At 38.1% G+C, this 25,537-nt stretch carries 22 protein-coding genes and 1 riboswitch; of the genes, 17 read left to right on the forward strand and 5 right to left on the reverse strand.

Annotated features, from left to right (window positions below):
• The first annotated feature begins 308 nt into the window (after positions 1-308).
• Together O7C57_RS06325 and tehB are read left to right on the forward strand one after the other, a co-directional pair.
• A complete protein-coding gene (locus O7C57_RS06325; protein WP_154624031.1) occupies positions 309-1,388 on the forward strand; it encodes a linear amide C-N hydrolase in 1,080 nt (359 codons plus the stop codon).
• A gap of 114 nt (positions 1,389-1,502) precedes the next feature.
• Positions 1,503-2,390, forward strand: coding sequence for an SAM-dependent methyltransferase TehB (gene tehB, locus O7C57_RS06330; RefSeq protein WP_154624032.1), 888 nt, complete (start codon positions 1,503-1,505; stop codon positions 2,388-2,390).
• 48 nt (positions 2,391-2,438) lie between these two features.
• Here the strand turns inward: tehB and clcA are convergent, their stop codons facing one another.
• Positions 2,439-3,845, reverse strand: coding sequence for a H(+)/Cl(-) exchange transporter ClcA (clcA, locus tag O7C57_RS06335; RefSeq protein ID WP_154624033.1), 1,407 nt, complete (start codon positions 3,843-3,845; stop codon positions 2,439-2,441).
• A 342-nt stretch (positions 3,846-4,187) separates the two neighbouring features.
• Here clcA and O7C57_RS06340 point away from each other — a divergent pair, with 342 nt between their 5' ends.
• Genes O7C57_RS06340 through O7C57_RS06360 form a run of 5 tightly spaced genes read left to right on the forward strand, consistent with a single transcriptional unit; the run spans position 4,188 to position 8,456 of the window.
• Positions 4,188-4,973 carry a HisA/HisF-related TIM barrel protein gene (locus O7C57_RS06340; protein WP_269723780.1) on the forward strand — a complete coding sequence of 262 codons (786 nt, stop codon included), beginning with the start codon at positions 4,188-4,190 and terminating at the stop codon, positions 4,971-4,973.
• Between the two features lie 11 nt (positions 4,974-4,984).
• Positions 4,985-6,079: a phosphoribosyltransferase family protein gene (locus O7C57_RS06345; RefSeq protein ID WP_269723781.1), complete on the forward strand. Its 1,095-nt coding sequence runs from the start codon at positions 4,985-4,987 to the stop codon at positions 6,077-6,079.
• A gap of 9 nt (positions 6,080-6,088) precedes the next feature.
• The gene (locus O7C57_RS06350; RefSeq protein ID WP_269723782.1) at positions 6,089-6,742 is read left to right on the forward strand and encodes an HAD family hydrolase; all 654 of its coding nucleotides are present in this window, start codon (positions 6,089-6,091) and stop codon (positions 6,740-6,742) included.
• 16 nt (positions 6,743-6,758) lie between these two features.
• Entirely contained in the window at positions 6,759-8,018 is a 1,260-nt protein-coding gene (locus O7C57_RS06355; protein WP_154635591.1) for an adenylosuccinate synthetase, read from the forward strand.
• Positions 8,019-8,033: 15 nt separating this feature from the next.
• Complete coding sequence (locus O7C57_RS06360) at positions 8,034-8,456, forward strand: NUDIX domain-containing protein (protein WP_154624037.1); 423 nt, start codon at positions 8,034-8,036, stop codon at positions 8,454-8,456.
• A 65-nt stretch (positions 8,457-8,521) separates the two neighbouring features.
• On the opposite strand, the gene O7C57_RS06365 is transcribed toward O7C57_RS06360, so the two are convergent.
• A complete protein-coding gene (locus O7C57_RS06365) occupies positions 8,522-9,619 on the reverse strand; it encodes a porin (protein ID WP_269723783.1) in 1,098 nt (365 codons plus the stop codon).
• 318 nt (positions 9,620-9,937) lie between these two features.
• On the opposite strand from O7C57_RS06365, the gene hcp reads away from it, so the two are divergent.
• Together hcp and hcr are read left to right on the forward strand one after the other, a co-directional pair.
• Positions 9,938-11,590 carry a hydroxylamine reductase gene (gene hcp / locus O7C57_RS06370; protein ID WP_154624039.1) on the forward strand — a complete coding sequence of 551 codons (1,653 nt, stop codon included), beginning with the start codon at positions 9,938-9,940 and terminating at the stop codon, positions 11,588-11,590.
• A gap of 48 nt (positions 11,591-11,638) precedes the next feature.
• On the forward strand, positions 11,639-12,643 hold the full coding sequence (hcr, locus tag O7C57_RS06375) for an NADH oxidoreductase (RefSeq protein ID WP_154624040.1): 1,005 nt from the start codon (positions 11,639-11,641) through the stop codon (positions 12,641-12,643).
• Positions 12,644-12,789: 146 nt separating this feature from the next.
• Here the strand turns inward: hcr and O7C57_RS06380 are convergent, their stop codons facing one another.
• Positions 12,790-13,026 carry a HEAT repeat domain-containing protein gene (locus tag O7C57_RS06380; protein ID WP_154635590.1) on the reverse strand — a complete coding sequence of 79 codons (237 nt, stop codon included), beginning with the start codon at positions 13,024-13,026 and terminating at the stop codon, positions 12,790-12,792.
• Between the two features lie 613 nt (positions 13,027-13,639).
• A riboswitch (M-box (ykoK) riboswitch) is annotated at positions 13,640-13,813 on the forward strand.
• A gap of 128 nt (positions 13,814-13,941) precedes the next feature.
• Here O7C57_RS06380 and O7C57_RS06385 point away from each other — a divergent pair.
• Positions 13,942-14,958, forward strand: a complete 1,017-nt coding sequence (locus tag O7C57_RS06385; protein ID WP_414153923.1) for a magnesium transporter — start codon at positions 13,942-13,944, stop codon at positions 14,956-14,958.
• A gap of 29 nt (positions 14,959-14,987) precedes the next feature.
• Here the strand turns inward: O7C57_RS06385 and O7C57_RS06390 are convergent, their stop codons facing one another.
• On the reverse strand, positions 14,988-15,521 hold the full coding sequence (locus O7C57_RS06390; protein WP_269723784.1) for a SprT family zinc-dependent metalloprotease: 534 nt from the start codon (positions 15,519-15,521) through the stop codon (positions 14,988-14,990).
• A gap of 102 nt (positions 15,522-15,623) precedes the next feature.
• Here O7C57_RS06390 and O7C57_RS06395 point away from each other — a divergent pair, with 102 nt between their 5' ends.
• From O7C57_RS06395 to O7C57_RS06415, 5 genes are all read left to right on the forward strand, one after another.
• Positions 15,624-15,950 (forward strand): ArsR/SmtB family transcription factor, encoded by a 327-nt coding sequence (locus O7C57_RS06395; protein ID WP_154623687.1) that lies wholly within the window; start codon positions 15,624-15,626, stop codon positions 15,948-15,950.
• Positions 15,951-15,952: 2 nt separating this feature from the next.
• Complete coding sequence (locus O7C57_RS06400; protein ID WP_154623688.1) at positions 15,953-16,390, forward strand: YeeE/YedE family protein; 438 nt, start codon at positions 15,953-15,955, stop codon at positions 16,388-16,390.
• A 4-nt stretch (positions 16,391-16,394) separates the two neighbouring features.
• A complete protein-coding gene (locus tag O7C57_RS06405) occupies positions 16,395-16,802 on the forward strand; it encodes a DUF6691 family protein (protein WP_154623689.1) in 408 nt (135 codons plus the stop codon).
• 610 nt (positions 16,803-17,412) lie between these two features.
• Entirely contained in the window at positions 17,413-19,092 is a 1,680-nt protein-coding gene (locus O7C57_RS06410) for a glycosyl hydrolase family 18 protein (protein WP_269723785.1), read from the forward strand.
• Between the two features lie 311 nt (positions 19,093-19,403).
• The gene (locus tag O7C57_RS06415; protein WP_154622999.1) at positions 19,404-20,318 is read left to right on the forward strand and encodes a LysR family transcriptional regulator; all 915 of its coding nucleotides are present in this window, start codon (positions 19,404-19,406) and stop codon (positions 20,316-20,318) included.
• A 349-nt stretch (positions 20,319-20,667) separates the two neighbouring features.
• Here O7C57_RS06415 and metK read toward each other — a convergent pair whose 3' ends face one another.
• The gene (metK, locus tag O7C57_RS06420) at positions 20,668-21,822 is read right to left on the reverse strand and encodes a methionine adenosyltransferase (RefSeq protein WP_154622998.1); all 1,155 of its coding nucleotides are present in this window, start codon (positions 21,820-21,822) and stop codon (positions 20,668-20,670) included.
• 643 nt (positions 21,823-22,465) lie between these two features.
• Here metK and speA point away from each other — a divergent pair.
• Both speA and speB read left to right on the forward strand, forming a co-directional pair.
• Positions 22,466-24,370 (forward strand): biosynthetic arginine decarboxylase, encoded by a 1,905-nt coding sequence (gene speA / locus O7C57_RS06425; RefSeq protein WP_163860884.1) that lies wholly within the window; start codon positions 22,466-22,468, stop codon positions 24,368-24,370.
• Positions 24,371-24,474: 104 nt separating this feature from the next.
• Complete coding sequence (gene speB, locus O7C57_RS06430) at positions 24,475-25,395, forward strand: agmatinase (protein WP_154622996.1); 921 nt, start codon at positions 24,475-24,477, stop codon at positions 25,393-25,395.
• The last annotated feature ends 142 nt before the right edge of the window (positions 25,396-25,537 follow it).

Raw genomic sequence — 25,537 nt, forward strand, 5'->3', positions numbered from 1 at the left:
GTTTTCAACCAATTTATCTTCTCTAGCATGCTTTTTTCTATCCGAAAATATTTCTCACTCATCATAATTAACTTCCGCGACTAAATAGCATGTAATTGTTATTGTGTGTTTCAAATGATGAATCAACCGTGTGATTACGCGGTAATTCTTCTATACTTTTAACGTCAGAGTGTCATTTTATATTCATTAAGTTTGTGAATATTGTTATTGAGTTCAGTTGATATATTTTATTTATTTGATCCATCAATTTTTTGGCTATGATATGTTTAAAATCTATCGGCGGTAAGTCTTTGTATCTAGGAGGAAAGATGTCATTTGTTAAGAAAAGCATGGTCGCCTTACTCACTGCGGCTGCGGTTTATGTTCCCTCAGTCGTGACTCAAGCTTGTACTCGAGTGGTTTATTTGGGTGAGGATCAGCAGACCATGACCGCTAGAACGATGGATTGGAAATATGATATTGGAACCAATTTATGGATCCTCCCACGAGGTATGGATAGGGATGGTATTGCCGGACCTAACTCCCTCAAATGGAAATCAAAGTATGGCAGCGTGATCGCGTCAGGTTATGATATTTCAACGACAGACGGGGTTAATGAAAAAGGTTTAGTGGCTAACTTATTATGGTTAGCTGAATCAAAATATCCGCAAGCAAATGATAAACAACCGGCATTATCGATCTCATTATGGGCTCAATATATGCTAGATAACTATGCTACGGTTGCTGAAGCAGTCGCTGCATTGGAAAAAACGCCATTATTAGTCATGACAGATAATGTACCAGGGCAGGATCGCTTGGCGACATTACATTTATCCTTGTCTGATGCAAGTGGTGATAGCGCGATTATTGAGTACATTGATGGTAAACAAGTTATTCATCATAGCCGTAATTACCAAGTTATGACCAACTCTCCTACCTATGAAAAACAGTTAGCTATGCAGGAATATTGGCAGGGCATTGGTGGTACGGTGATGCTACCCGGCACAAACCGTTCAGCAGATAGGTTTGCACGCGCACAGTTTTATGTGAATGCTATCCCACAACAAACCACGCCTAATAAGGCTGTAGCAAGCGTGTTTGGGGTGATCCGTAATGTGTCAGTTCCATATGGATTAACGACTGAAAACTCCCCTGAAATTTCATCGACACGCTGGAGAACGCTGGTTGACCATAAGCGTCAATTATATTTCTTTGAGTCAGCATTAACCCCAAATATATTCTGGACCGACCTTAAAAAAATTGATTTCTCAGCAGAAACAGGCAAGGTGAAAAAATTAAGTCTTGGCGTTGAGCAGAGCAATATTTTTTCAGGTGATGCGACCAATGAATATGTGGATAGCAAGCCTTTTGAATTTTTAGGGTTATCAGCGAAACAACTCGGTTATTAAATTTATCGTCATCAACCTTCTGGGAGTCCTGAAGGTTGATTTTGATCAAGCTATCTATTATCACCTTATGAAACCTTTGCAGGTAATCGAATAACATTATAAGATGTATTTAATATGCAACTTAAAGGTGATGATATGAGCGAGTTAGTTTGTTATAAAACCATGCCGGTATGGGATAAAGCTTCTCTGCCTCTCATGTTCCAAGAGCGCCACAACACAAAAGAAGAGACTTACGCGCAACTGAAAGTACTAAAAGGTTCTCTTGATTTTGTTATTTTTGCTGATGATGGGAGTGAGCAAAAATTCACATTTGATGTTGATAATCAACCTCCCGTAATTGAACCACAAGTTTGGCATCGAATTTCATCCTGTAGTGATGATATGCAATGCCAACTCTCTTTCTTGTGCCATCCTGACATTAAATTCTATAAAGAACACGGATTAACTATCCCACATTCTGAAGTCAGATTTTTATGTGAAAATAAACTATCTCAACCATGCAAAACATTAGACTTAGGTTCAGGAAGAGGTCGTAATAGTTTTTATCTTGCGCTGCAAGGTTATGATGTCACTGCGGTAGATATTAATCCACAGCATATTCAAGCTATTGATTTTGTGAAAAAACAAGCGGGTATAGAAAACATTAAAACCGCAATTTATGATATCAATAGCCACCAAATCAAAGGTGATTATGACTTAATTGTTTCAACCGTCGTTTTAATGTTTTTACAGCGTGAAAACATAGCCGATATCATTGCCGATATGCAAGCTCACACATTACCTGGCGGTATTAATGTCATTGTCTGTGCAGTAGAAACACCGAACGCACCTTTAGACTTAGTTCCATTTAAATGTTTTCTTAAAGCAGGGGAATTAAGCGGATATTATAAAGATTGGGAAATTCTAAAATATAATGAGGATCCAGGTCATCTTCATAGAACTGATGCACAAGGTCAGCGTATTAAACTCAATTTCGCTACCTTAATCGCGAAAAAGAAATAAGTGCTTATTGGTTAATGATGGCGGGATGTATACCATCCCGCCAATGAGTTAGGCTTGATTTACCGTTTTTGTTTGCTCTTCTGATTTTTCTGCTGCACTTCGTTGTAATGTTCTTTCTAATAAAACAGAATAAAGCGGTCTACCGCCGAGTAGTTGTGCGACCATAGTTGCACCTAAACAAGTAATAATCATCGGTAAAATCAGTTGATAATTACTGGTCATTTCAAGAACAAGAACTAGCCCTGTTAATGGTGCCCTAACGGTTGCTGCAAATAATGCTCCCATACCCGCAATAGCAAAAGTCCCTATTTCAATTTGATAATCAGGAAAAATTTCTAAAACACAGTAACCATAGATCCCACCAAAAAGTGTGCCTAATGCGAGTAAGGGTGAAAAAATGCCTCCTGGGGCTCCAGAACTAAAACTGATCGTTGATGTTAGAAAGCGTAAAGCAAAAAATAGAATTAAAAGGGAGATTGTAAAGCTTCCCGCCATCATCTGATGGATCATTGAAAAGCCTCCACCCACAATTTCAGGCGCGTAAACGCCAATAGCACCACAGCTACCACCAATTAACCCCCCCATTAATACAAAGCGGGATACTTTATTTTGATAGAAGGCGAGAAATTTAGTTTGCAGGTAGAGTAAAAAATTATTAAAACAAATACCCACGACACCAAACAACAGCCCTAAGACTAAATAAAGCCATAGCGTGTTTAGCGGGGCAGATGAAAATTGTCCGATGTTTAGAATCGCTGCTTGGCCACTGATTAACTGGTAGACAATCGTAGACGTGATTGAGCCAATAAAGACAGCTTTGATGGAGATCAGGCTGTATTTAAATTGTGGGCGCATTTCTTCAATGACAAATAAAATACCAGCAAGCGGTGCATTAAAGGCTGTTGATAAACCAGCTGCTGCGCCTGCGGCTAATAGGGTGTGACGTGACTCATTATTTTTAACGCGAAAAATATCATAAAACATTTGGCTTATATTAGCCCCCAGTTGTACGGTAGGGCCTTCACGGCCCAGTACCATTCCGGAACCTAAAGCCCCTAGTCCACCAAAAAATTTAACGGGGATCACTCTCCACCAACGGACTGGGCGTAAATCTTGCAAAGCCCCTTCGATTTCTGGGATACCCGAGCCTCCAGACTCCGGAGATATTTTTTTCACTAAATAGTATCCCACCATCGCTAATATGGCAGATACAGCAAACATGGCTGGAATTATTAGCCATTTATCAGTGACCAGTTCACCAACAGTGCTACTTCTGTAGTTGCTTACCCAAGTTGTCCCTAATTCAAACAAAGAACCAATAAGGCCCACAAATGCGCCAATGACTGCGGCTAAAAGTAAAATCGTCACTGGTGTCTTATTAGACTCTTTCAATCGTCTGAGTATTCCAAAACGATATTTCATTGCAGATTGGCTAATGGGACTTTGTTCGGACATCTTTTTATGACTCTCTATATTGGTAATGAGTAACAAATAGTGATTATTTTAGCACAACAGTAAGTTCGCTAAACCATACCATAAATTTATTGTTAGGTATTTTATTTAAAAGATAACGTAAACCAAACGAAATTTTTCTAATTTAAACTATTGGATAATGATGAGTTATGAATGATTAAGAAAAAGATTATGAAGATTAATAGCTAATTATTTATAGAGGGTGCTTTAAGCTATTTAAGCGTAATAATAATAAGTAATGCTCTAATTTTTATTGAGATTGTGACTTAAATAATCAGTAAGCTAATATTTAGCTCCGTTAGTGACGAATAATTAGGTTTAACGATGCTTAAATTTTTAGATATTTATCCTTCAATCGATATTGTATTTGGCTATGCAATGGTTTCTCAGACTGCAATTAAAATAACGCAGGGTAAACACTATAATAAAGCACAAGTTGATAACAAGATCCTTGGAACCCCAGTTGAAGTCGTTAATCGCTGGCAAAATGCTGGCGCCAAATACGTTCATATGGTTGATTTGGATGCGGCTGCTGGTAAAGGTGACAATTATCAATCCATTAAGGAAGCCGTTGTTAAAGCGAATGCGCAAGTGCAAATTTGTGGGGGGATACGTGACGATGAAACATTATCTCGAGCACTTAATTTAGGTTGCCAAAGAGTGAATATCGGTACGGCAGCGCTGGAAAATGTAGCTTGGTGCGAAAAGGTGCTTATGGAATATGGCGACAAGATCGCAATAGCATTGGATGTTAAACAAATAGAAGGACAATATTATCTTACAAGCCGAGGGTGGAATATCATCAATAAAATGCTATGGCCCGTTTTAGAAAGGCTGAACAAAATAGGCTGTCAACGTTATGTTGTAACCGACGTTGACAGAGGTGGGATGCTTTCCTCTCCTAATTTTGATTTATTACAGCAAGTTTGTAATAAAACGGCTTCTCCGATTATCGCTGGTGGTGGTGTGGCTTCACTTGATGATATTAAAAAATTATCGACTATGCGTAGGCAAGGTATTGAAGGAGTCATCCTTGGTCAAGCGCTTCATATAGGCTTAATAGATTTACCTAATGCATTATTGGCTACCAAGAGTCACGATATTGAATAGAGAGCTTATTTATGAGTCAGTTATTTTCTGTTAGTGCGGAAAATATTAGCTTATTAGGCAGTTTGATTTCTCCTGTAACTAATGCTCGCTTTTATAAAGCATATCGATATTTACCAAAGTTATTTTATTATGAAAATGGTGTCATTAATAGCCGAGGAGAAGTTTATTATCAAAAATTGAATTGTAATCAAATTATTTATCAATTAATGGAATTGAAAAATCAATATTTAATGGTCCCAGATATTGAATCTGAGAAGGTCATAAAGTATGTCATTGCTGACCATATGTTTTCTAAATTGCTAAGAATGTTAGACTTTATTATTGGTAATAATGATGAGGATAGGGATGTTATTAACGGATATATAAAAGCAATTGATTGGTGTGCGACAGTGATTATAAATTTCATCATGGGAACTGATTTACCTAAATATCTAGGTGAAATGGAGAGTCTCAGTATAAATTCAAATTTAGGGTTAAAGTATCCAAGAGAACAAATAGAGGGAGATAATCATTTTATTTCATTAACATCTGCATTATGGTTAACTGAACAATATGATTATATCGTTGGTATTGCATTAGGGGGAGTAGGGTGCTCTGCGCTCATATCTTGCTATTTAAAAAAGCCTTTAGGAATAATTAAGCTATCTCATTATGATGAGGTTAATATAAACAAGAAAATACCCTTTTATCGTAGTTGGGAAGGGGCAGGTAAGATACTCTTAGTGGATGATAATTGTGGAAGTGGGCGAACCCTGAGTCATGCTAAAAAATATCTCAAACAAGTCACGATGAATGATATTTCAACTTTCGCAACAGAGTTACATTGGGAAAAATTTTTTAGAAAAAAAGTCTATCAGCATCCAGAGAATATCTTTAATCCTAAAACGCTAACTGAGCTTTCGCCTTGGTGTTTTCGACATTTTGAATTAATAAATTTGTTAAGGAAAAAAGAAAAATATCATACGGAAACGGCACGTATCACAACAGCCGACTGGATAGATTATTCGCTGACGATTATTTCGCTATTAGAAAAAATACTTCCAGAAGAAAAGTATTTATTAAACCTGAAAAGCAAGTTTGAACTTTTCATGAACAATAACCAATAAAGGACAATTATGGGGAAGTCACATGTAATATGGGATTGGAATGGTACGCTTTTAGACGATGTTCATATCTCTCTTCTTGCAGCAAATAAAGTATTTAATCAGTTAGGCTTTAAAGAGTTAAGCTTGCATGAATATCGAGAGAACTACTCTGTTCCGGTGAACATTTTTTATCATAATGTGATGGGGAGAGAGCCGACTAAATCGGAATGGCAAACAATAGGTGATGTATTTAACCAATATTATAAACCCAATGTTAGAACGGCCTATTTGTCTAGAGGGGCTATTGAAGCATTACAATATAGAAATAAAAACAAGTCCACTCAATCAGTTTGTTCTTTAATGGAACAAGACGAACTTAACCAAAGTATTTTTGATACACAGGTATCTTCATATTTTAATTTAGTGGAAGGGCGGACATTACCTTTATTAAAAAAGGGAAAATCCGAACAACTTTCATTGCATATAAAAAAATTAAATATTTTACCATCACGGTGTGTTGTGGTTGGTGATGCCGCAGATGATGCATTATCTGCTTTTGAAGTAGGAGCTAAAGCGATTCTTTATACTGGTGGGACTCATTGCGCTGAGAATTTAGCTAAGACAGGAGCCTATCTTGTTGATTCGCTTTTAGGAGCTGCAATGTTAGCAGAAGATATTGTTTAAATAGATAGGAGGATAAATGTTGTATTCAGTGGTTGGGTTACAGTTTGGGGATGAAGGCAAAGGCAAGTTTGTTGATTATCTTGCGGGAAAAATAAAACATATCGCAAGGTTTAATGGCGGCGCCAATGCTGGTCATTGTGTACAAGTAAAAAATCAACGACAGTCATTTTCACAGCTACCCGCTACCTTATATCAAGGAAATATGTATATTTGCCAAGGGGCATTAATCAGTCTTGAAATTTTAATTAGCGAAATAGAGCGTCTTAAGCAAATTAGACAAGATATCTCCATTTATATTGATTATCGATGTCATATTGTATTACCGATTCATGCTTCATTGAATCAAGCATCCGAAAAATTCAAAGGAAGTCGCAAGATTGGTTCTGTGGGGCTTGGGATCGGTGCATGCTTTGAAGATAAAGCCAATCGGCATGGCATTCGTCTCTATGATGCGCTTGATAAAATAAAACTTCGTGAAAAATTAGCTTTCCTGTGGGATTTAAGGGAAAAACAGATCACATATGTATTTAATGACACATTAACGCTAGAGTTTGAAGATGTTGTAGAACGCTTATATGAACAATGTCAGTATATTAAACCTTACCTTGCTTTTACGGATAAAAAAATACGTCAATTGCTTGGAGATAATAAGGATGTTTTGCTTGAAACATCTCAAGCGACCTTTTTGGATAATGCATTTGGTTCCTATCCTTATACCGTTGCTTATCAAACATTGGTGCAAAGTTGCTTTTCTATTATCGGTATACCTGCTTCACCGATTCATGTTTTAGGAGTAATGAAAGCTTATATGATCAGAGTTGGTAATGGCCCATTCCCAACCGAATTACATGATGATGCAGCAATTAATATTCGTGAACGTGGAAATGAGTATGGTACTGTTTCAGGGAGGCCAAGGCGTTGCGGATGGTTAGATCTGAATTTAATCAAACAGGCTATTGAGCTTAATGGTGTAACAGAATTAGCGATAACAAATGTGGATGTATTAGCAAATGTAGATGAAATTAAAATTGCTATAAATTATATGAAAAAAGATAAGCCTATTACTTGTGAAGCGGCTTTATTAAATTTATCAGAGGTGACACCAATATATTATACATTTCGTGGTTGGCCTCAATTAAAGGGGAACTATCATAGCCGATTAGAATTGCCTGTAGAATTACGTTTATTTTTATCATTTATTGAAGAGCATACAAATAAAAAAATTCGTTACATTTCGTATGGGGCCGATAGAGATAAAACAATTATTTGTCATTAAGTTAAGAAGAAAATTATGATAAATTATGTAACTGGTTTTATGTATTCACCAGATGCAACTCAGGTTGTGTTGATAAAAAAACGTCAACCAGAATGGCAAAAAGGGAAGTTTAATGGTGTAGGCGGAAAAATACATCAAGGAGAAACCCCAGAGGAGGCTATGAGGCGCGAATTTTTGGAAGAAACAGGGGTAATAACAGCCGTATCCGATTGGCGATGTTTTTTAATTCTTACAAATCCTGATAAATATCGTATATATATGTTTTCTACTTATAGTGAACAATTTACTCAGGTTAAGACAGTTGAGAAGGAAGAAGTCAGTGTTCATCACACAGCGTCATTACCAAAAAACAAAATTGCTAATTTAGCTTGGTTAATTCCATTATCTCAGGACCAAAAAATTATTTTGGATACACCATTAACAATAGATTGTCGTTAATAAAAATCCGAAGTCTTGTGAATTCACCCCATAATGATTATCAAAATGGGGGTGAATTATTTAATTTAAAACTGGTAGATGAGACCTAAGCCAAGTACATTATCAGTATTGATCTCATAATCACGAGTAAATTCTTTATCTTTTAATAAATTGATTTTGTAATCAATAACAGCGGTCATATTTTTGTTGAAATCATAAGCAGCACCAACTGCAATATATTTCACCAAATCTTGACTACCGTAGGTGCCGAGATTTTTACCTTTAGATTGGTTGTAACCAAGAGAAGGGGTTAAACCGAAATCGAATGAATACAATGCAACAACTTCTAAGTTCTCTGTTTTATTTGCGATAGATTCAGAATCATCACCACCAAAGCGAGTTGTATTTAGGGTTTGACCATACATTGCAGCTAAATAGAGTTCATCAAGCTCTAATTTACTACCAATATTCCATGCTTCAGCACGTTTACCCGTTGCCCCGACAGAACCATTTTTTTGACTTGGCGTACGTGATGAGTTCGAATAACCCCCACCGATAGATATACCCCAACCTAGTTCATAGGCTGTAGAAAAACCGTAACCATCACCATTATTATCTAATGAGCTGTCGCCAGTTGATTTATTTTGGTCACCATTTTTACCTTGATATTGCAGAGCAAAACTCAGACCATCAATATAACCAAATGCATTATTATTGCGATAAGTTAATAAATTACGGTTACGACTCATCATATATGTGTCTTCTTGGTCCATAGTATCTGCTCCCCACAGAGGTAATACATCGGTCCAAGCATTCGTATCATAGATCACACCATAATTGCGGCCATAGTCCACAGAACCAAAGTCGGCAAATTTCAATCCTGCATAGGCCAATCGATTCTGGTTTTCGTTATCCGATTCCGCTTTATGAGTTGTTGTTTCCCATTCGAAACGGCCAAAACCAATGAGTTGGTCAGTAATTTGAGTATCACCTTTAAAGCCTAAACGAACGCGTGAATCATCCCCATCTTCACCACTTTTAGCATCTGAAAAATAGTGTCGAACGTCAATTTGACCATACACATCAAGCTTATTGCCATCTTTATTATAGACTTCAGCGGCATTAGCAACACCAGCAGCGAATAACGCTGGGATCGCTATCGTAATAATATTATTTTTTTTCATGACTAATCCTTTAACCCAATAACTATATAAGTGAAATTTTGCCTATCTAACAAGTTAAGCGAGGGTATTATCAAGTGAATAAATCAAATCTTGCAAGCACTAATTAGACTAAAAATGACACTATATACATTGAGTACACTGCAATAAGGCTAATTTTCCCTATTTTATTAGGTAGATAGATGTAAATAGTTCTCATTCAATGAAAACATTAATATAGATCAATAAACCTTCAGATAAGCTTCAAATCCCTCTTCCTTATTATCGAAAAAGGTTTAATCTTAATGTTGTATATAAAATGCAACTTATGAGGCAATGAACATGTACTGTGTGCAATGTGAACAAACAATTAGAACTCCAGCTGGAAATGGCTGTGCATACGCACAGGGTATGTGCGGTAAAACAGCAGAAACGTCAGATCTACAAGACTTATTAGTTGCGGTGTTACAAAGTCTCTCTGCTAGCGCTGTAACAGCACGTGAATTAGGTATTATTGATCACGACGTAGATAGTTTCGCGCCTAGAGCGTTTTTCTCAACATTGACAAATGTTAATTTCGATTCAGAACGTATTATTGGTTATGCTCGAGAAGCTATTTATTTAAGAGATAAATTAATCAAGCAATGCCAAGCAAAAAATAGTGCTATTGTATTTAACCATCCTTTAATTAATATTCAGCTTAAAGGTAATGATATTATTGCATTGCAAAAACAGGCTGAAGATTTTGCACTTGATATTGATAAAGCACAAGTTGGTGATGATATTCATGGTTTACGCATGCTTTGTTTATATGGTTTAAAAGGTGCAGCGGCTTATATGGAGCATGCGCATGTATTAGGCCAATATGATAATGATATCTATCGCCAATATCATGAAATTATGGCGTGGTTAGGTACGTTACCCGCAAATATGAATGAGTTGCTTGATAATGCGATGGCTATTGGCATGATGAATTTTAAGGTAATGGAAATTCTCGATGCTGGAGAAACTGGAGAATTTGGTCATCCAGTGCCAACAGAAGTGAATGTTCGCCCAGTTGCGGGGAAATGTATTCTTATTTCAGGGCATGATCTAAAAGATTTGAAAATGCTATTAGAGCAAACCGAAGGTACAGGTATTAATATCTATACCCATGGTGAAATGTTACCTGCACATGGCTATCCGGAACTGAAGAAATATTCACACCTTGTCGGTAATTATGGTAGTGGCTGGCAAAATCAGCAAACCGAGTTTGCTAAATTTCCAGGTCCTGTTCTGATGACCTCAAACTGCATTATTGACCCAGATGTTGGGCAATATAAAGACCGTATTTGGACTCGTAGTATTGTGGGTTGGCCTGGAGCCAAACATTTAACCGGTGATGATTTCTCTGAAATGATCAACCAAGCTTTAGCCATGAATGGTTTTCCATACACAGAAATTGAGCACAAAATTACGGTTGGATTTGGGCGCCAAACATTATTGAGTGCAGCTGATACAGTGATTGATCTTGTTTCTCAGAAAAAACTACGTCACGTATTTTTGGTTGGGGGATGTGATGGTAGCCGTGGTGAGCGTAGCTACTACACTGATTTTGCGCGTAGTGTACCTGAAGACTGCTTAATTCTCACATTGGCGTGCGGTAAATATCGTTTTAATAAATTAGATTTTGGTACTTTAGAAGGCTTACCTCGTTTATTAGATGTTGGACAATGTAATGATGCATATTCCGCAATCATGCTTGCTGTAAACTTAGCAGAAAAATTAGGTTGTGGCGTTAATGACTTACCGTTGAGTTTAATCCTATCTTGGTTTGAGCAAAAAGCGATTGTTATTTTATTAACGCTATTATCGCTCGGTGTTAAAAATATCTATACCGGCCCAACAGCACCAGGATTCTTAACTGAAAACCTATTAAACATACTGAATGAAAAATTTGGAATGCGTAGTATTACGACTGTTGAACAAGATCTAGCTGAAATTCTGCCTGCATAATATTAAGTGTGATAGGGGAAATTTATTTCCCCTAATTGGAGTGATACCATGACAATGCCGAGTAGTTTATGTCCAAATAGAATGCAGATACATTCTATCCATCAAGAAACTTCCGATGTATGGACGATTAATTTAATTAATCACGACTTTTATACCTATTCTCCGGGACAATACGCTCTTGTTAGTATTAAAAATAGCGATGAAATCATGCGCGCTTATACGATTTCATCGACCCCTGGACAAAGTCGTTTTATTACTATTACGGTCAGACGATTAGAGCAAGGAACGGGGTCATGTTGGTTAACGAGCTCGGTGAAGCCAGGTGATTATCTATGGCTTTCAGATGCGCAGGGTGAGTTTACTTGTGCTGAATTAAATAGTGATCAATATTTGATGTTAGCTGCTGGCTGTGGTGTAACGCCAATTATGTCGATGGTACGTTGGTTAATGGCATACCGCTCTCAAGCTAACGTAAAAGTTTTATTTAATGTGCGAGATGAGCAGCAAATTATTTTTGCGGATGAGTGGCAACAATTAATTGCACAATATCCATCACGATTACAGTTATGTATTATGCCGGAATCTCCTGATCATGGAGGGGTTGCGGAAGGGCGTTTAACCCTTGAAAAATTATCTGCATTAGTGCCAGATATTTGTTCTCGCATCGTCATGACGTGTGGGCCCACACCTTATATGAAAAATGCCCAGCAATTTGCAAAAACGTTAGGTGTGCCACCTGAACACTTCTTCATGGAACGCTTTTCGCTAGAACCGGAACCGATTGCCAGTGAAGAGACCATTACCTTAAAAATTCGTCAACGTTTGGTTGATTTTAAGGTTCCGGTGGGAACGTCTTTGTTATCGGCTTTAGAACAAAATAAACAACCAGTGATTGCTGCTTGTCGCGCTGGTGTTTGTGGGAGTTGTAAAACAAAAGTATTATCAGGAAATTATACAACGACCAGTACGATGACATTAACAGAGGAAGAGATTGCCGCAGGGTATGTTTTGGCTTGTAGTTGTCAATTACAAGGCGATACAGAGATTGCGTAAATAAAACAATTAAATGAACTGTCTCATTATATATCCCACTAATAATGAGACAGTGACTTATAGACAAGTTATTAAATAACTATACATCGTAGTTATAAGTTATTATATAAAAATCACTATGTAATTTTTATTAGCGTTAAATTTGTTTACTTTAAAACGGGTCCTTCAGGCATAAAATAAACCGATAATTTACTTAATGCATTTATAGCTGAGACGGCTATCTCTTTATTTGGGTCTTGGCAAAGATTGATAATACGAACAATCGCTTCTTGGTATTCAATCGTTGCTTTATAATCTCCCAAAGCTGCTATTGCAGCGATTTTGATCTCATCATTAACGCGAAATGTTAGATTCGTCAGCATACCGACAATAGTTCTGTCCATAATTAAAACTTCACTCTTTAATTAACTTGAAGATATTTTAAATTAAAATTATATATATTAACTTCCAAATTGATCGTTTATTTAATGTTTTTATTTTGAAAACATCAAAAATGAGACTTTTTTTCGAGTTAAATAATGCATTAAGTGCATTCTCTTATTTTTTTATTTTCTTTGATTGAGTTAGTTAATTAAAGTAAGTAAATTTATCGTTGAATAAATTTACCTGTATTATGGATTTTATTGTTATTTATTTTCGTTCAATAAATTCTAATGAGCTAAATTAATATGTTCAGTTTTATTCGTTTAGTGAACATCTCATAATAATATAAAACAGCGAAGAAATTTTTTTTTGCCTTTATTCTTATGGGGTTATGAAGATAACTATTCAAGTGCTATTTCTATTGGTTATTATGAACAATAGCAGTAAATAGCGTATTATTTACTGGGAGAAAAAATAAAAAAACATCAATGGTTACACTTTGTAACACCAAGAATTGTTGTTATACATAAACCTAAACAAAACTTAAACAAGGCTATGGTCATCGGAAATTAACCGTATTTTCGGGGTGGTAATTAATCATCTTATGGTTATAATTCGCGTCGCATCAAAAGTGCAGTATCTCGTTAGGCGAGGCTCCTATACAAACACAGGTTACTGATCTGACGACGTCGAGAGACGCCCAAGATCAGGACAGGATATATCGACCGAAGGTATATCCCCATGTAACTTCCAATATATGTGTTGGATACGTTGTATAGTGCTAAAACCGAGACGTAGAGATAGCCATCGCATTCTCTCATCTGGTTTCGCCCCTATGTGAGTACTGTTTGAGTAAACAACAGTAACTAGGGACTAATAAAATGACATTCACTACCCAGAACAAAGCGGGATCTGTAGCAATCGCTCAGTCCGCAATGAAAGGCGCACGCCTGAATACCGACAACACTCAGCAACCAAAAATTGACGACGCAACTGTCAGTGCATATATGAGCCAATCTTATTTGCCTGTTTCTATTGCAGATTCAGTTGATTGCGTGAAAAAAAATCTGATCGAACATTTAGAGGGTGAGCAAATTCCTACGTATTTGTTCGTTGTGGATCAGGAAAATTATTTAAATGGTATCCTTTCCGTTAAATCATTATTAGCAGCTGAAGAAAATTTGCTTGTGTCTGATATTATGCGTCACAACTACTTTTCAGTTTCTCCTGAGCAATCACGTCATGATGTTTATGATCTGATTAATCATAGTGGTTTAGACATGATACCGGTTGTACAATTTGGCAAATTGATGGGGGTTTTAAGACCTCAAGATATCGCTGAATTGATAGAAGATGAGAATACGTTAGATGCACAACTTCAAGGTGCGACAACACCACTTGAAGAGCCTTATTTAGCAACAAGCCCAGTGACATTATGGCGTAAACGTGTTGTATGGCTATTGATGCTATTTGTTGCAGAGGCTTATACAGGCACAGTGTTAAAAGCTTTTGAAGAGCAATTAGAAGCCGCAATCTCTCTTGCTTTCTTTATTCCATTACTGATTGGAACAGGGGGAAATAGCGGAACACAAATCACTTCTACGCTTGTCAGAGCGATGGCATTAGGTGAGGTTAGCTTACGTAATCTAGGTGCAGTCCTGAAAAAAGAAGTATCAACATCGTTTTTAGTGGCAATAACTATCGGTGCCGCTGCTTTAATTAGGGCCTGGATTTTAGGCGTTGGGGCTGAAGTCACTATTGTTGTGAGTTTAACGATTGTTGCAATTACTATGTGGAGTGCGATTGTTTCTTCTATTATCCCAATGGTATTGAAGAAATTAAAAGTGGATCCGGCTGTTGTATCAGCGCCATTTATTGCGACTTTTATTGATGGAACAGGTTTAATTATTTACTTTGAAATTGCCAAATTGGTGATGACGGAGTTCGCCTAAAGACACACCATCGATATGATGCGGCAGTGTTATTTAACATCTGCCGCAACCAACGAAATAGTCTGTTTTAGGACTTCACCGCATTTTCGACACAAATACTGATTCTCCCCTCTAACAACTTTATTATGCCTTCTGATCGTTAATTCATGTGATGTCGTACAAGCACAATAATAAGTAAAAGTTCGGCTTTTCACTGAAGAAACTGCAAAATGATGAGTTCGATTCGCTGGAACTTCCAAAATCTGTTCCATCATCCATTTCCATTCATGGCCATGGAGTGCAATACCTTGTCGGCCAAACATACGATAGACTAATAAGTGCGCTAATTCATGGGGAATAACTTGCTCAATAAAGAGATCACCATTTTCAATCAGTAGGATTGAGTTTAAGCGGATTTCCCATTCTTTTAAGTATGCGCTGCCAGCCGTTGTGCCTCGTTGTTTATAGTTAACTGTTGGTTCTGGAAATGTTTTTTCCAGTTTTTGTTGTGCTAAGTGAAGCTTTTCACGCAGTGTATGCATGACTTTCTGTTGAAGATAGATAGGGACGCGTACTGTTTTCATGATGGCAAGAATAATATAACCCGACCTAGAGAAACAAGTCTTATTGACTGTCATTATATTAAATAATATATTGTTTAATTATATAATATATAGAGGTATATCATGAGCGATAATTCTTCAGAACTCGTGCTCTCTGCAATGAAGCAGGCCGCAATGCAAACATCGTCGTTGTTGAAAACATTAGGTAACCCTGATCGGCTGTTGCTGCTGTGTCAGTTAACGCAGGGAGAGGCCTGTGTGAGCGAGTTAGAAGCCTCATTAGGTATACAACAACCCACGCTTTCTCAACAATTAACGGTGTTACGTCATGAAGGCCTTGTGGTAACACGCCGTGAGGGGAAACGTATTTATTACGCTATTGCGGATGAAAAGCTTTTTACACTGCTAAATACACTCTATCAACTTTATTGTCCTGTACAGGAGAAATAACAATGTCTATTGATTGGGCTAATTTCACTCCGTGGTCAGCCGCCGCAGGAGGAGTATTGATCGGCGCCGCGGTCTCACTATTACTTCTTTTAAATGGCAGGATTGCCGGTATCAGTGGCATTTTAAGTGGAGTATTGAAACCTATCGCCGGTGATACGGCTTGGAAAGTTGCATTTATATTAGGCATTATGATTGCTCCATCTTTATTTATTCTCTTCTTTTTTTCACCTGAAGTCACTATTACCACAAGCACACCCATTATTATTCTTGCAGGATTACTGGTTGGGTTTGGTACAAGAATGGGCAGTGGATGTACAAGTGGCCATGGTATTTGTGGCATGGCAAGGTTTTCTCGTCGCTCTATTGTTGCGGTGGTGACTTTTATGGTGGTGGCATTTGCGACAGTGGCACTGATAAATTTCTTTGATTTAAGAGGATAAAGGTATGCCTATCGTTATCGCCTTAATCTCAGGTTTATTATTTGGCTTGGGATTATTATTAGCGGGTATGGGAAATCCAGCAAAAATTCTGGGATTTTTAGATATTACAGGAAATTGGGATCCATCGTTGTTAGTGACAATGGCTGTTGCAATGGGAATGAGTGCGATTGCCTTCGCTGTCGCGAAAAAACGCCAAGTCAGTTTATTAGCGTGCCCAATGCAGATCCCAACAAATCAAAAAATTGATAAGCCACTCATTATAGGTAGTGTGTTATTTGGATTGGGGTGGGGGCTAGCGGGTATTTGTCCTGGACCAGCACTATTATTAACGGGAATGGGGATAACTCAAGGCATCGTTTTCACGTTAGCAATGATAGCGGGAATGTCTATTTTTCAAATAACCAAAAAATAAATATAAGCCCCATGACAAGCGGGGCTTATGCCTTTATTCGTAAATTAAAAATATCTATTAACTTTTGATCCCCTTCTTTTTTATCATATGAAAATAAATATAAGCTTATTTAAAAATATACTTATCATGATAAATATTTCACTTTTCCTATTGAACTTTTCATAAAACACCCTTGTTAAACACACAATAATATAAATGAACAGCGCTTTCATAAATGAATGAACTGTTCAAAAAAATCTATTTAAGTGAATATCAGAGGTGGGTTATGAAAAAGCAATTTCAGCAAGTCCTTTCCTTAAACTGTTTATGTTCATTATTACTGATAGCTTCTCAATCTGTTTTCGCTCATGGTTATCCCACTGTTTTACCATGCCGAGTCTATTGACTTCAGCTCATCACACAACGGAGCTAAAAAGTACAAATTGTGGCGCGTAAGTATCCGATGACTGCACTGAGTATTGCGTCATTCTTGCCGTATGGAATGTTTATGATTCTGCAAATGCTTTTTGTGAATCAGTCAGTGATGTCATATCTGCCATTAATGTAGGAATAAACGCGATACCAACAGGCATTAATAGTTGGTATTTCCGGCTAAATTGAGGAGTTAGATATGCTTAAACTATATAAAGTACTTCTTACCATGCTTGTAAGTCATTTTGCTAGCCAATTTTCGTATGCTGCTCTTCCGGGTAAACCCTCTATTCAGTGGGGAGAGAGCGTTTACAGTCTAGTCACTGTTTCTAGTGATGCGACCGCTTATGAAAAGTTGGTGACAAGAAAAACTGCCGTTGATGTTGAAGTGAGCTGGGCTCTATGGAATGGTGATTATGGAACGACAGCTAAGGTTTATTTAGATAGTAAAGAAGTATGGAGTGGTGCATCCACAGGTGCATCAGGTAAAGCTACGATCTCAATTTCTAAGGGGGGTAAATATCAATTACAAGTTGCGTTATGTAATGGAGATGAATGCAATCTAAGTGATGCAAAAGAAATTATCGTTAAAGACACCGATGGAAGCCATCTTGATCCGCTTAAGCCGCAGTTATTAGAAAATAATAAAGCTTATACACAAAATTCAGGCAAAGTTATTGCCGCCTATTTTGTTGAGTGGGGCGTTTACGGGCGGAAATTTCCAGTTGATAAGATACCCGTACAAAATCTAACCCATATTTTATATGCTTTTATTCCTATGTGTGGTGGTAATGGGATTAATGATAGCTTAAAAGAAATTGAAGGTAGCTTTGAGTCGTTACAAAGATCATGTTCTGGTCGAGAGGATTACAAGGTTAGTATTCATGACCCATGGGCAGCCCTTCAATTAGGGCAAACTGGTACTGTTGATCCATATAAAGGGAATTTTGGTCAACTCATGGCAATCAAACGTGCTTATCCAGATTTAAAAATATTACCTTCGGTGGGTGGATGGACATTGTCAGATCCATTTTATGCGTTAAAAGATAAAACGAAACGGGATACTTTTGTCAGTTCAGTAAAAGAGTTTCTACAAACATGGAAGTTTTTTGATGGCGTTGATATTGACTGGGAATATCCCGGTGCAAATGGAGCCAGTGTGACATTAGCGTCAGATAAGGATGGTGAAACCTATTTATTACTGATGCAAGAACTCCGTGCTATGTTGGATGAATTAGAAAAAGAAACCGGACGCCAATATCAATTAACTTCCGCAATCAGTGCGGCCAAAGTGAAGATTGATAAAGTTAATTTTGGGTTGGTACAAAAATCAGTCGTTCATTTCTTTATGATGAGCTATGACTTTTACGGTGCTTTTGATTTAAATACACTGGGTTATCAAACCGCTCTTAATGCATCAAGCTGGCGGCCTGATACTGAATATACAACAGTCAATGGTGTGAATGCATTATTAGCACAAGGTGTTGATCCAGGGAAAATTGTGGTAGGTGCAGCGATGTATGGCCGAGGTTGGACTGGCGTAAATGGCTATACTGCGGGTAACCCTTTCACGGGCAAAGCGACAGGCCCAATAGCGGGAACGTGGGAAAATGGGGTTGTTGATTATCGCCAAATAAAAAATCAGTATATGAGTGGAGAATGGGTATATAGCTATGATGCTGTAGCGGAGGCTCCATATGTATTTAAAGCATCAACAGGCGATTTAATTACGTTTGATGATGAACGCTCAGTACAAGCGAAAGGAAAATATGTTTTAGATAAAAAACTCGGCGGATTATTTGCATGGGAAATTGATGCAGATAATGGTGATATTTTGAATAATATGAATTCTAGCTTAGGTAATAGTCTCTCTAAATAAGTGATTGTATGATTTAATATAGAGGGAGAATATTTCCCTCTATATTGGTGATTGTTTGAATGTTAGTTTTTTCATTGATAATAAATATATATTTTGGGATTTTTTAATTGTTTTATCTAATCAATATTTTTTGTTGTGTTTTTATTTATTAATTATATATCAAGTAAAAAGGTTGGTTGTTATTAAATAAATAGATTAGGATATTTCTTGATTGTTTATTATCGACATTATGATAGTTCTATATCTGAATTAATTTAATATTCATGCGCTGAAATCATTGTATTAGCTATTTTAAATTAATAGGAGCTTATATGAGTAGATTATCCGTGGATGCAATTAATATAATAAGTACTATCAAAAAAACAGGATCCTTTTCAACGGCCGCAGATGTATTACATAAAACACCTTCAGCAATTTCATATCAAGTATTGAATATAGAAAGCCGTTTGAATGTGAAGCTTTTTCACCGTAATGGGCCTATAGTGCGTTTGACTAAAGAAGGGGAGTTTTTATTGCAAGAAGGCGCATGGATCTTAAATGCAATGCAAGATCTTGAAAATAGAGTAAGGAACATCCCCACGCTTGATAATCAAATCCGTATTGTGGTGGAAAAATTTTTACCACTCGATATCTTTGTGCAAGATATTCGAGATTATATTAATACGAACGGAGATGTTCATATTTCTATTCAAAGGGAGGCAATGACGGGGGCATGGGATGCATTAAAAGAGAATAGAGCCGATTTTATCATTGCTCTAGGCTATATCCCTGAAAATATAAAAGCCAGTACTCAACTCCTTGGCAAAATTAGTTTTTCACTTTGTGTCTCTCCTTCACATCCTTTCGCATCACAAAGGAAAATAATTACTAGAAAACAATTACTCAATGATATTTATGTGGAAATTGCGGATAGTAGCCATGAGTTATCAATTAATAAAGAAAAAGAAATGACATTGGAGCGACAAATACTGGTTTGTGATTTAGAAAGTAAATTAATATTACTGAAACGCGGGATTGGTTATGGTTTCATTTGTCCCTTACATATAAAGAACGAGTTAAAAAATCAAGAACTCGTTATTGTGCCTGTAGAAATACCTAAAGATGATCAATTTATTTGGTTAGCTTGGCATCCCTCAAGTAAGGGGGGCAATTTCTCTTGGTGGAAAGAGCGATTAATCAAAAAAATAGATACATCAAGTTTTGTCGAAAATTTGTCTAAATCATAATAGAAGATATATTAAATATTTTTCGGTTTGTGAGGCTGAGTTATGCTGAGCTACCCTAGTTATTATGATACAACCTATCTCTAGGGTTGGCTTATTTTATTATTTAGATATTGAACTATTGAGTTTTCTACTAAATTAGTTCAATTCATTTATTGAATTGAGCTGGTATTCTATGATTAATAGGGAGTGACAGTGACTAGATTGAAGGAGAGCGGATATTTTAGGGTTATTCAGCGTGTGTAAATATTAAATCTACATTTCAATGAGTAGCAAAATAATCGAACATATTGGCGTTAAAAAATAAACCCCAGCATTGTGGGGCCTATTTTTATTATCAGAGCCTTTTGTTTTATTTCAAACCGGCAGCTTCACGTAAAATAGCCGCTTTGTCAGTTTTTTCCCAAGGGAATTGAGAACGACCAAAGTGACCATATGATGCAGTTTGCTGATAAATAGGGTGTAGCAAGTCCAGCATTTGAATGAGTCCGTATGGGCGTAAATCGAAAAATTCACGTACTAACAGAACCAGTTGTGCCTCTGGAACTTTACCTGTGCCAAATGTTTCAACCATGATAGAGGTTGGCTCAGCCACACCAATTGCATAGGATACTTGGATTTCACAACGATCCGCTAAACCAGCTGCAACAATGTTTTTTGCAACATAGCGGGCCGCATAAGCAGCAGAACGGTCGACTTTAGAGGGATCTTTACCTGAGAATGCTCCACCACCATGACGAGCCATACCGCCGTATGTATCAACGATAATTTTTCGGCCAGTTAAACCGCAGTCACCCATTGGTCCACCAATAACAAAACGACCTGTTGGGTTGATAAAGTATTTTGTTGTTGGAGCTAACCATTCAGTTGGAAGAACGGGTTTGATAATTTCTTCCATCACCGCTTCATGTAAATCTTGCTGTTTGATGTCTTCAGAGTGCTGAGTTGATAATACAACAGCATCAATACCAACAATTTTGTTGTCGTCATATTGGAATGTTACTTGGCTTTTCGCATCTGGGCGCAACCATGGTAATGTGCCATTTTTGCGGACTTCAGCTTGGCGCTGTACCAAACGGTGAGCATAAGTCACTGGTGCAGGCATAAGAACGTCAGTTTCATTTGTTGCATAACCAAACATAATACCTTGGTCACCAGCACCTTGTTCTAATGGGTCTGCACGGTCAACACCTTGGTTGATATCTGGTGATTGTTTACCAATCGCACTTAAAACCGCACACGAGTTCGCATCAAAACCCATGTCTGAGCTGGTATAACCAATTTCGCGAACGGTTTTACGTGTGATCTCTTCAATATCAACCCAAGCGCTGGTGGTGATTTCTCCCCCAACCATCACCATACCTGTCTTGACGTAGGTCTCGCAAGCAACGCGAGCTTTTGGATCTTGCTCAAGAATCGCATCAAGAACCGCATCAGAGATTTGATCGGCAATTTTATCAGGATGCCCTTCCGATACAGATTCAGAAGTAAAGAGATGTGTAGCCATGAGATTAATACCTTAGAATTCGCTGATTGTAATTGGATGTTTTAACATCTAGACGTCTATTTTAATATTTTAACAAAAAAAGTGCCACCTGTTTTTGTTCTTGATAGAAAAACAGTGAGTGAAAAGACGTTACTGACAAATTTTATTTCTATTAGGGCAATAACGTTTTGCAATTTCTGCCTAATCAATGTATAAACAGCGACCGTGACGGTTAGTTAAAAATTTTCCGTTATACACCAGTAGGCAGACAATGTGCCTGCTATCGATCAGGAGTGTTTATCTTTTTCGTTATTGATAAAGATTAAACAGTTATATTGGGGGTTAATGGGTAATGATCCATAATCTACTGAATAACAGTAATCAACAGCTGAACGCGGATCGCCGCGTGTCTTTGGCGTTTACTTTCCTGCCTTTGTTTACTTCTTCTCGAAGTTACCATCATCTTCTTAGTACACCTTTGGCTACCAGTCGGTAACTGTCTGCCAAATGGTCGTATTTGTCACCGTTTAGATGTTCTAAGCACTTTAATTAATCCGAGTAATAGCTGTTTCCCCGACATAACTGCCCAGCAGTGCCACGTCTAATGACGGGCGACTTTCTGGCCGGAGAAAGCGTCACTCACCCCTCCATAAAGGAGTTTGTTATGAATGATAATATCGCTCGCAAAATGCGCCAGACGTACAACATCGCGTATTGGGGCGGTGGTTACTATCAGGTGAATGAGCGCGGAAATGTCTGTGTTTGCCCTAATCCTGATAACCCAGACACGTCTATTGATTTAGCTGAACTTGTTTATCAAGTTCAAGAGGAACAAGAGCATTTGCGTTTACCCGCATTGTTCTGCTTTCCTCAAATTCTACAGCACCGTTTACGTTCAATTAATGCGGCGTTTAAACGTGCTCGTGAATCTTATGGTTATACAGGCGATTACTTTTTGGTATATCCGATTAAGGTTAACCAACAGCGTCGCGTTATCGAGTCATTAGTGAATTCTGGAGAGCCTCTTGGACTGGAAGCAGGTTCGAAAGCCGAATTAATGGCGGTATTAGCGAATGCCGGCCGTACCCGTACTGTGATTGTGTGTAACGGTTACAAAGACCGTGAATATATTCGTTTAGCGCTTATCGGGGAAAAACTCGGTCACAAGGTGTATCTTGTTATCGAGAAAATGTCTGAAATTGAGATGGTGCTTAAAGAAGCGGAAAGCTTGAATGTGACTCCTCGATTAGGGGTACGTGCTCGTTTAGCGTCACAAGGGTCAGGTAAATGGCAAGCCAGTGGGGGTGAAAAATCTAAATTTGGCTTGGCAGCGACACAAGTGTTGCAGCTTGTTGAAATCCTGCGTAATGCCGACCGCCTAGAAAGCTTACAACTGCTGCATTTCCATCTTGGTTCGCAAATGGCCAATATTCGTGATATTGCGACAGGGGTCCGTGAGTCAGCACGTTTTTATGTTGAATTACACCGCTTAGGGGTCAAAATTCAATGTTTCGATGTTGGTGGTGGATTAGGGGTAGACTATGAGGGCACTCGCTCACAGTCAGATTGCTCAGTGAATTATGGTCTAAATGAATATGCCAATAATGTGATTTGGGCAATTGGTGATGCATGTGAAGAATATGACCTACCTCATCCAACGGTGATCACAGAATCAGGACGCGCACTGACTGCTCATCATACTGTCTTGGTTTCTAATGTGATTGGGGTTGAACGTAACGAGTTTACGAAAACATCTCCTCCAGATGAAGATGCGCCACGCTCATTGATTTCGTTGTGGGAAACGTGGGAATCGATGCAGCATCAAGGAAACAGTCGTTCATTGCGCGAATGGCTTCATGATAGTCAATTCGATTTGCAAGAAGCACATACACAATATGCGCATGGCGTTTTGGATTTAACTCAACGTGCTTGGGCTGAAGAACTTTATTTAAATATTTGTCGTCGCATTCAGCAAGATCTGGATCCGAGTAATCGCGCTCATCGTCCTATTATTGATGAACTACAGGAGCGTATGGCCGATAAGTTCTATGTGAATTTTTCGCTATTCCAATCATTACCTGATGCATGGGGGATTGACCAAGTTTTCCCCGTTTTACCCATTGAAGGTTTAGATAAGCCACTTGACCGTCGAGCTGTGTTATTGGATATCACCTGTGATTCAGATGGTATTATTGATCACTATGTTGACGGAGATGGCGTTGAAACAACTATGCCAATGCCTGCATATGATCCAGAAAATCCACCAATGATTGGCTTCTTTATGATAGGTGCGTATCAGGAAATTTTGGGAAATATGCACAACTTATTTGGGGATACGGCGGCAATTGACGTTTGGGTTGATAGCCAAGGTAATGTGCGTTATCTGCAAAGTGAAGAGGGGGATTCCGTTGCGGATATGCTGCAATACGTCAAGCTAGTACCAGAAGTCTTATTGGAAAGCTTTATCGAGCAAGTTAAAGGTACTGGGCTAAGCGAACAACTACAAAAAGATTTTGTGGATGAGTTTGAGAATGGTCTCTATGGCTATACTTACTTAGAAGACGAATAATTAGCGTTAAATGAACGGTGGCTAATCACGGGTGGCGTAAAGCTACCCGTGAGCCTAAATAATAAAAGTATTTGCAGATTACAAATGCTGATAGAGGAAGAGTGATGATTAATAGCACATTAGGTAACCAGATTGATAACTCTCTGGTTTCTAACGCATTTGGCTTTTTACGATTTCCACTGAATTTTCAACCATATAGCTCTGATGCTGAATGGGTGATAACCGGTGTTCCTTTTGATATGGCAACTTCAGGCCGTGCGGGAAGCCGTCATGGGCCAGCAGCGATTCGCCAAGTATCAACAAACCTAGCGTGGGAAAGCCATCGCTGGCCATGGAACTTTAAGCTAACCGAGCGTTTAAACGTTGTTGATTGTGGTGACGTTGTATTTGCTTTTGGTGATGCACAGGATATGTGCGATAAATTACAAGCGCATACTGAAAAACTCCTCGCGGCTGGAAAGCGTTGTTTAACGTTTGGTGGCGATCACTTTGTGACGCTTCCTCTGCTGCGTGCTCATGCAAAGCACTTTGGCAAAATGGCCTTAGTTCACTTTGATGCACATACTGATACTTATGGTAATGGGAGTCAGTATGACCATGGAACGATGTTCTATCATGCTCCGAAAGAGGGGTTGATCGACCCGACTCGTTCAGTGCAAATTGGTATTCGTACGGAACATGACAGCGACAATGGGTTTACGGTACTTGATGCGGCTCAGGTTAATGACCGTGGTGTTGATGAGATGATTGAACAAATCAAATCAATTGTTGGTGATATGCCTGTTTATTTGACGTTCGATATTGATTGTCTTGATCCTGCATTTGCACCGGGAACAGGGACACCGGTTGTTGGGGGATTAACATCTGACCGCGCGTTGAAACTACTGCGTGGTTTACAACCCTTAAATATTGTTGGTATGGACCTGGTCGAAGTGGCTCCTGCTTATGACCAATCAGAAATCACAGCATTAGCCGCGGCTTCTATTGCATTGGATATGCTGTACTTGCAAGCATCCAAAAAATAAGCCGTCATTGCTTTATTATTAGGCTGCCATATGGGCAGCCTAAGGTTGTTGACAAAGTGGGATAAAGCGTGGTTTTTCCCACTTTGTGTTGTCAGTCGAAAATCAATAAATTGATTATCCTCGTTTATTTTCAAAACCTATC

It is taken from the genome of Providencia sp. 21OH12SH02B-Prov (genome assembly GCF_027362595.1).
Taxonomy (GTDB): Bacteria; Pseudomonadota; Gammaproteobacteria; order Enterobacterales; family Enterobacteriaceae; genus Providencia; species Providencia zhejiangensis.

What these genes read in the sequence shown, in the direction of transcription:
- O7C57_RS06325 (WP_154624031.1), top strand. Translation starts at nt 309, where the DNA reads ATGTCATTTGTTAAGAAAAGCATGGTCGCCTTACTCACTGCGGCTGCG.
- tehB (WP_154624032.1), top strand. Translation starts at nt 1,503, where the DNA reads ATGCAACTTAAAGGTGATGATATGAGCGAGTTAGTTTGTTATAAAACC.
- clcA (WP_154624033.1), bottom strand. Translation starts at nt 3,845, where the DNA reads ATGTCCGAACAAAGTCCCATTAGCCAATCTGCAATGAAATATCGTTTT.
- O7C57_RS06340 (WP_269723780.1), top strand. Translation starts at nt 4,188, where the DNA reads ATGCTTAAATTTTTAGATATTTATCCTTCAATCGATATTGTATTTGGC.
- O7C57_RS06345 (WP_269723781.1), top strand. Translation starts at nt 4,985, where the DNA reads ATGAGTCAGTTATTTTCTGTTAGTGCGGAAAATATTAGCTTATTAGGC.
- O7C57_RS06350 (WP_269723782.1), top strand. Translation starts at nt 6,089, where the DNA reads ATGGGGAAGTCACATGTAATATGGGATTGGAATGGTACGCTTTTAGAC.
- O7C57_RS06355 (WP_154635591.1), top strand. Translation starts at nt 6,759, where the DNA reads ATGTTGTATTCAGTGGTTGGGTTACAGTTTGGGGATGAAGGCAAAGGC.
- O7C57_RS06360 (WP_154624037.1), top strand. Translation starts at nt 8,034, where the DNA reads ATGATAAATTATGTAACTGGTTTTATGTATTCACCAGATGCAACTCAG.
- O7C57_RS06365 (WP_269723783.1), bottom strand. Translation starts at nt 9,619, where the DNA reads ATGAAAAAAAATAATATTATTACGATAGCGATCCCAGCGTTATTCGCT.
- hcp (WP_154624039.1), top strand. Translation starts at nt 9,938, where the DNA reads ATGTACTGTGTGCAATGTGAACAAACAATTAGAACTCCAGCTGGAAAT.
- hcr (WP_154624040.1), top strand. Translation starts at nt 11,639, where the DNA reads ATGACAATGCCGAGTAGTTTATGTCCAAATAGAATGCAGATACATTCT.
- O7C57_RS06380 (WP_154635590.1), bottom strand. Translation starts at nt 13,026, where the DNA reads ATGGACAGAACTATTGTCGGTATGCTGACGAATCTAACATTTCGCGTT.
- O7C57_RS06385 (WP_414153923.1), top strand. Translation starts at nt 13,942, where the DNA reads ATGAAAGGCGCACGCCTGAATACCGACAACACTCAGCAACCAAAAATT.
- O7C57_RS06390 (WP_269723784.1), bottom strand. Translation starts at nt 15,521, where the DNA reads ATGAAAACAGTACGCGTCCCTATCTATCTTCAACAGAAAGTCATGCAT.
- O7C57_RS06395 (WP_154623687.1), top strand. Translation starts at nt 15,624, where the DNA reads ATGAGCGATAATTCTTCAGAACTCGTGCTCTCTGCAATGAAGCAGGCC.
- O7C57_RS06400 (WP_154623688.1), top strand. Translation starts at nt 15,953, where the DNA reads ATGTCTATTGATTGGGCTAATTTCACTCCGTGGTCAGCCGCCGCAGGA.
- O7C57_RS06405 (WP_154623689.1), top strand. Translation starts at nt 16,395, where the DNA reads ATGCCTATCGTTATCGCCTTAATCTCAGGTTTATTATTTGGCTTGGGA.
- O7C57_RS06410 (WP_269723785.1), top strand. Translation starts at nt 17,413, where the DNA reads ATGCTTAAACTATATAAAGTACTTCTTACCATGCTTGTAAGTCATTTT.
- O7C57_RS06415 (WP_154622999.1), top strand. Translation starts at nt 19,404, where the DNA reads ATGAGTAGATTATCCGTGGATGCAATTAATATAATAAGTACTATCAAA.
- metK (WP_154622998.1), bottom strand. Translation starts at nt 21,822, where the DNA reads ATGGCTACACATCTCTTTACTTCTGAATCTGTATCGGAAGGGCATCCT.
- speA (WP_163860884.1), top strand. Translation starts at nt 22,466, where the DNA reads ATGAATGATAATATCGCTCGCAAAATGCGCCAGACGTACAACATCGCG.
- speB (WP_154622996.1), top strand. Translation starts at nt 24,475, where the DNA reads ATGATTAATAGCACATTAGGTAACCAGATTGATAACTCTCTGGTTTCT.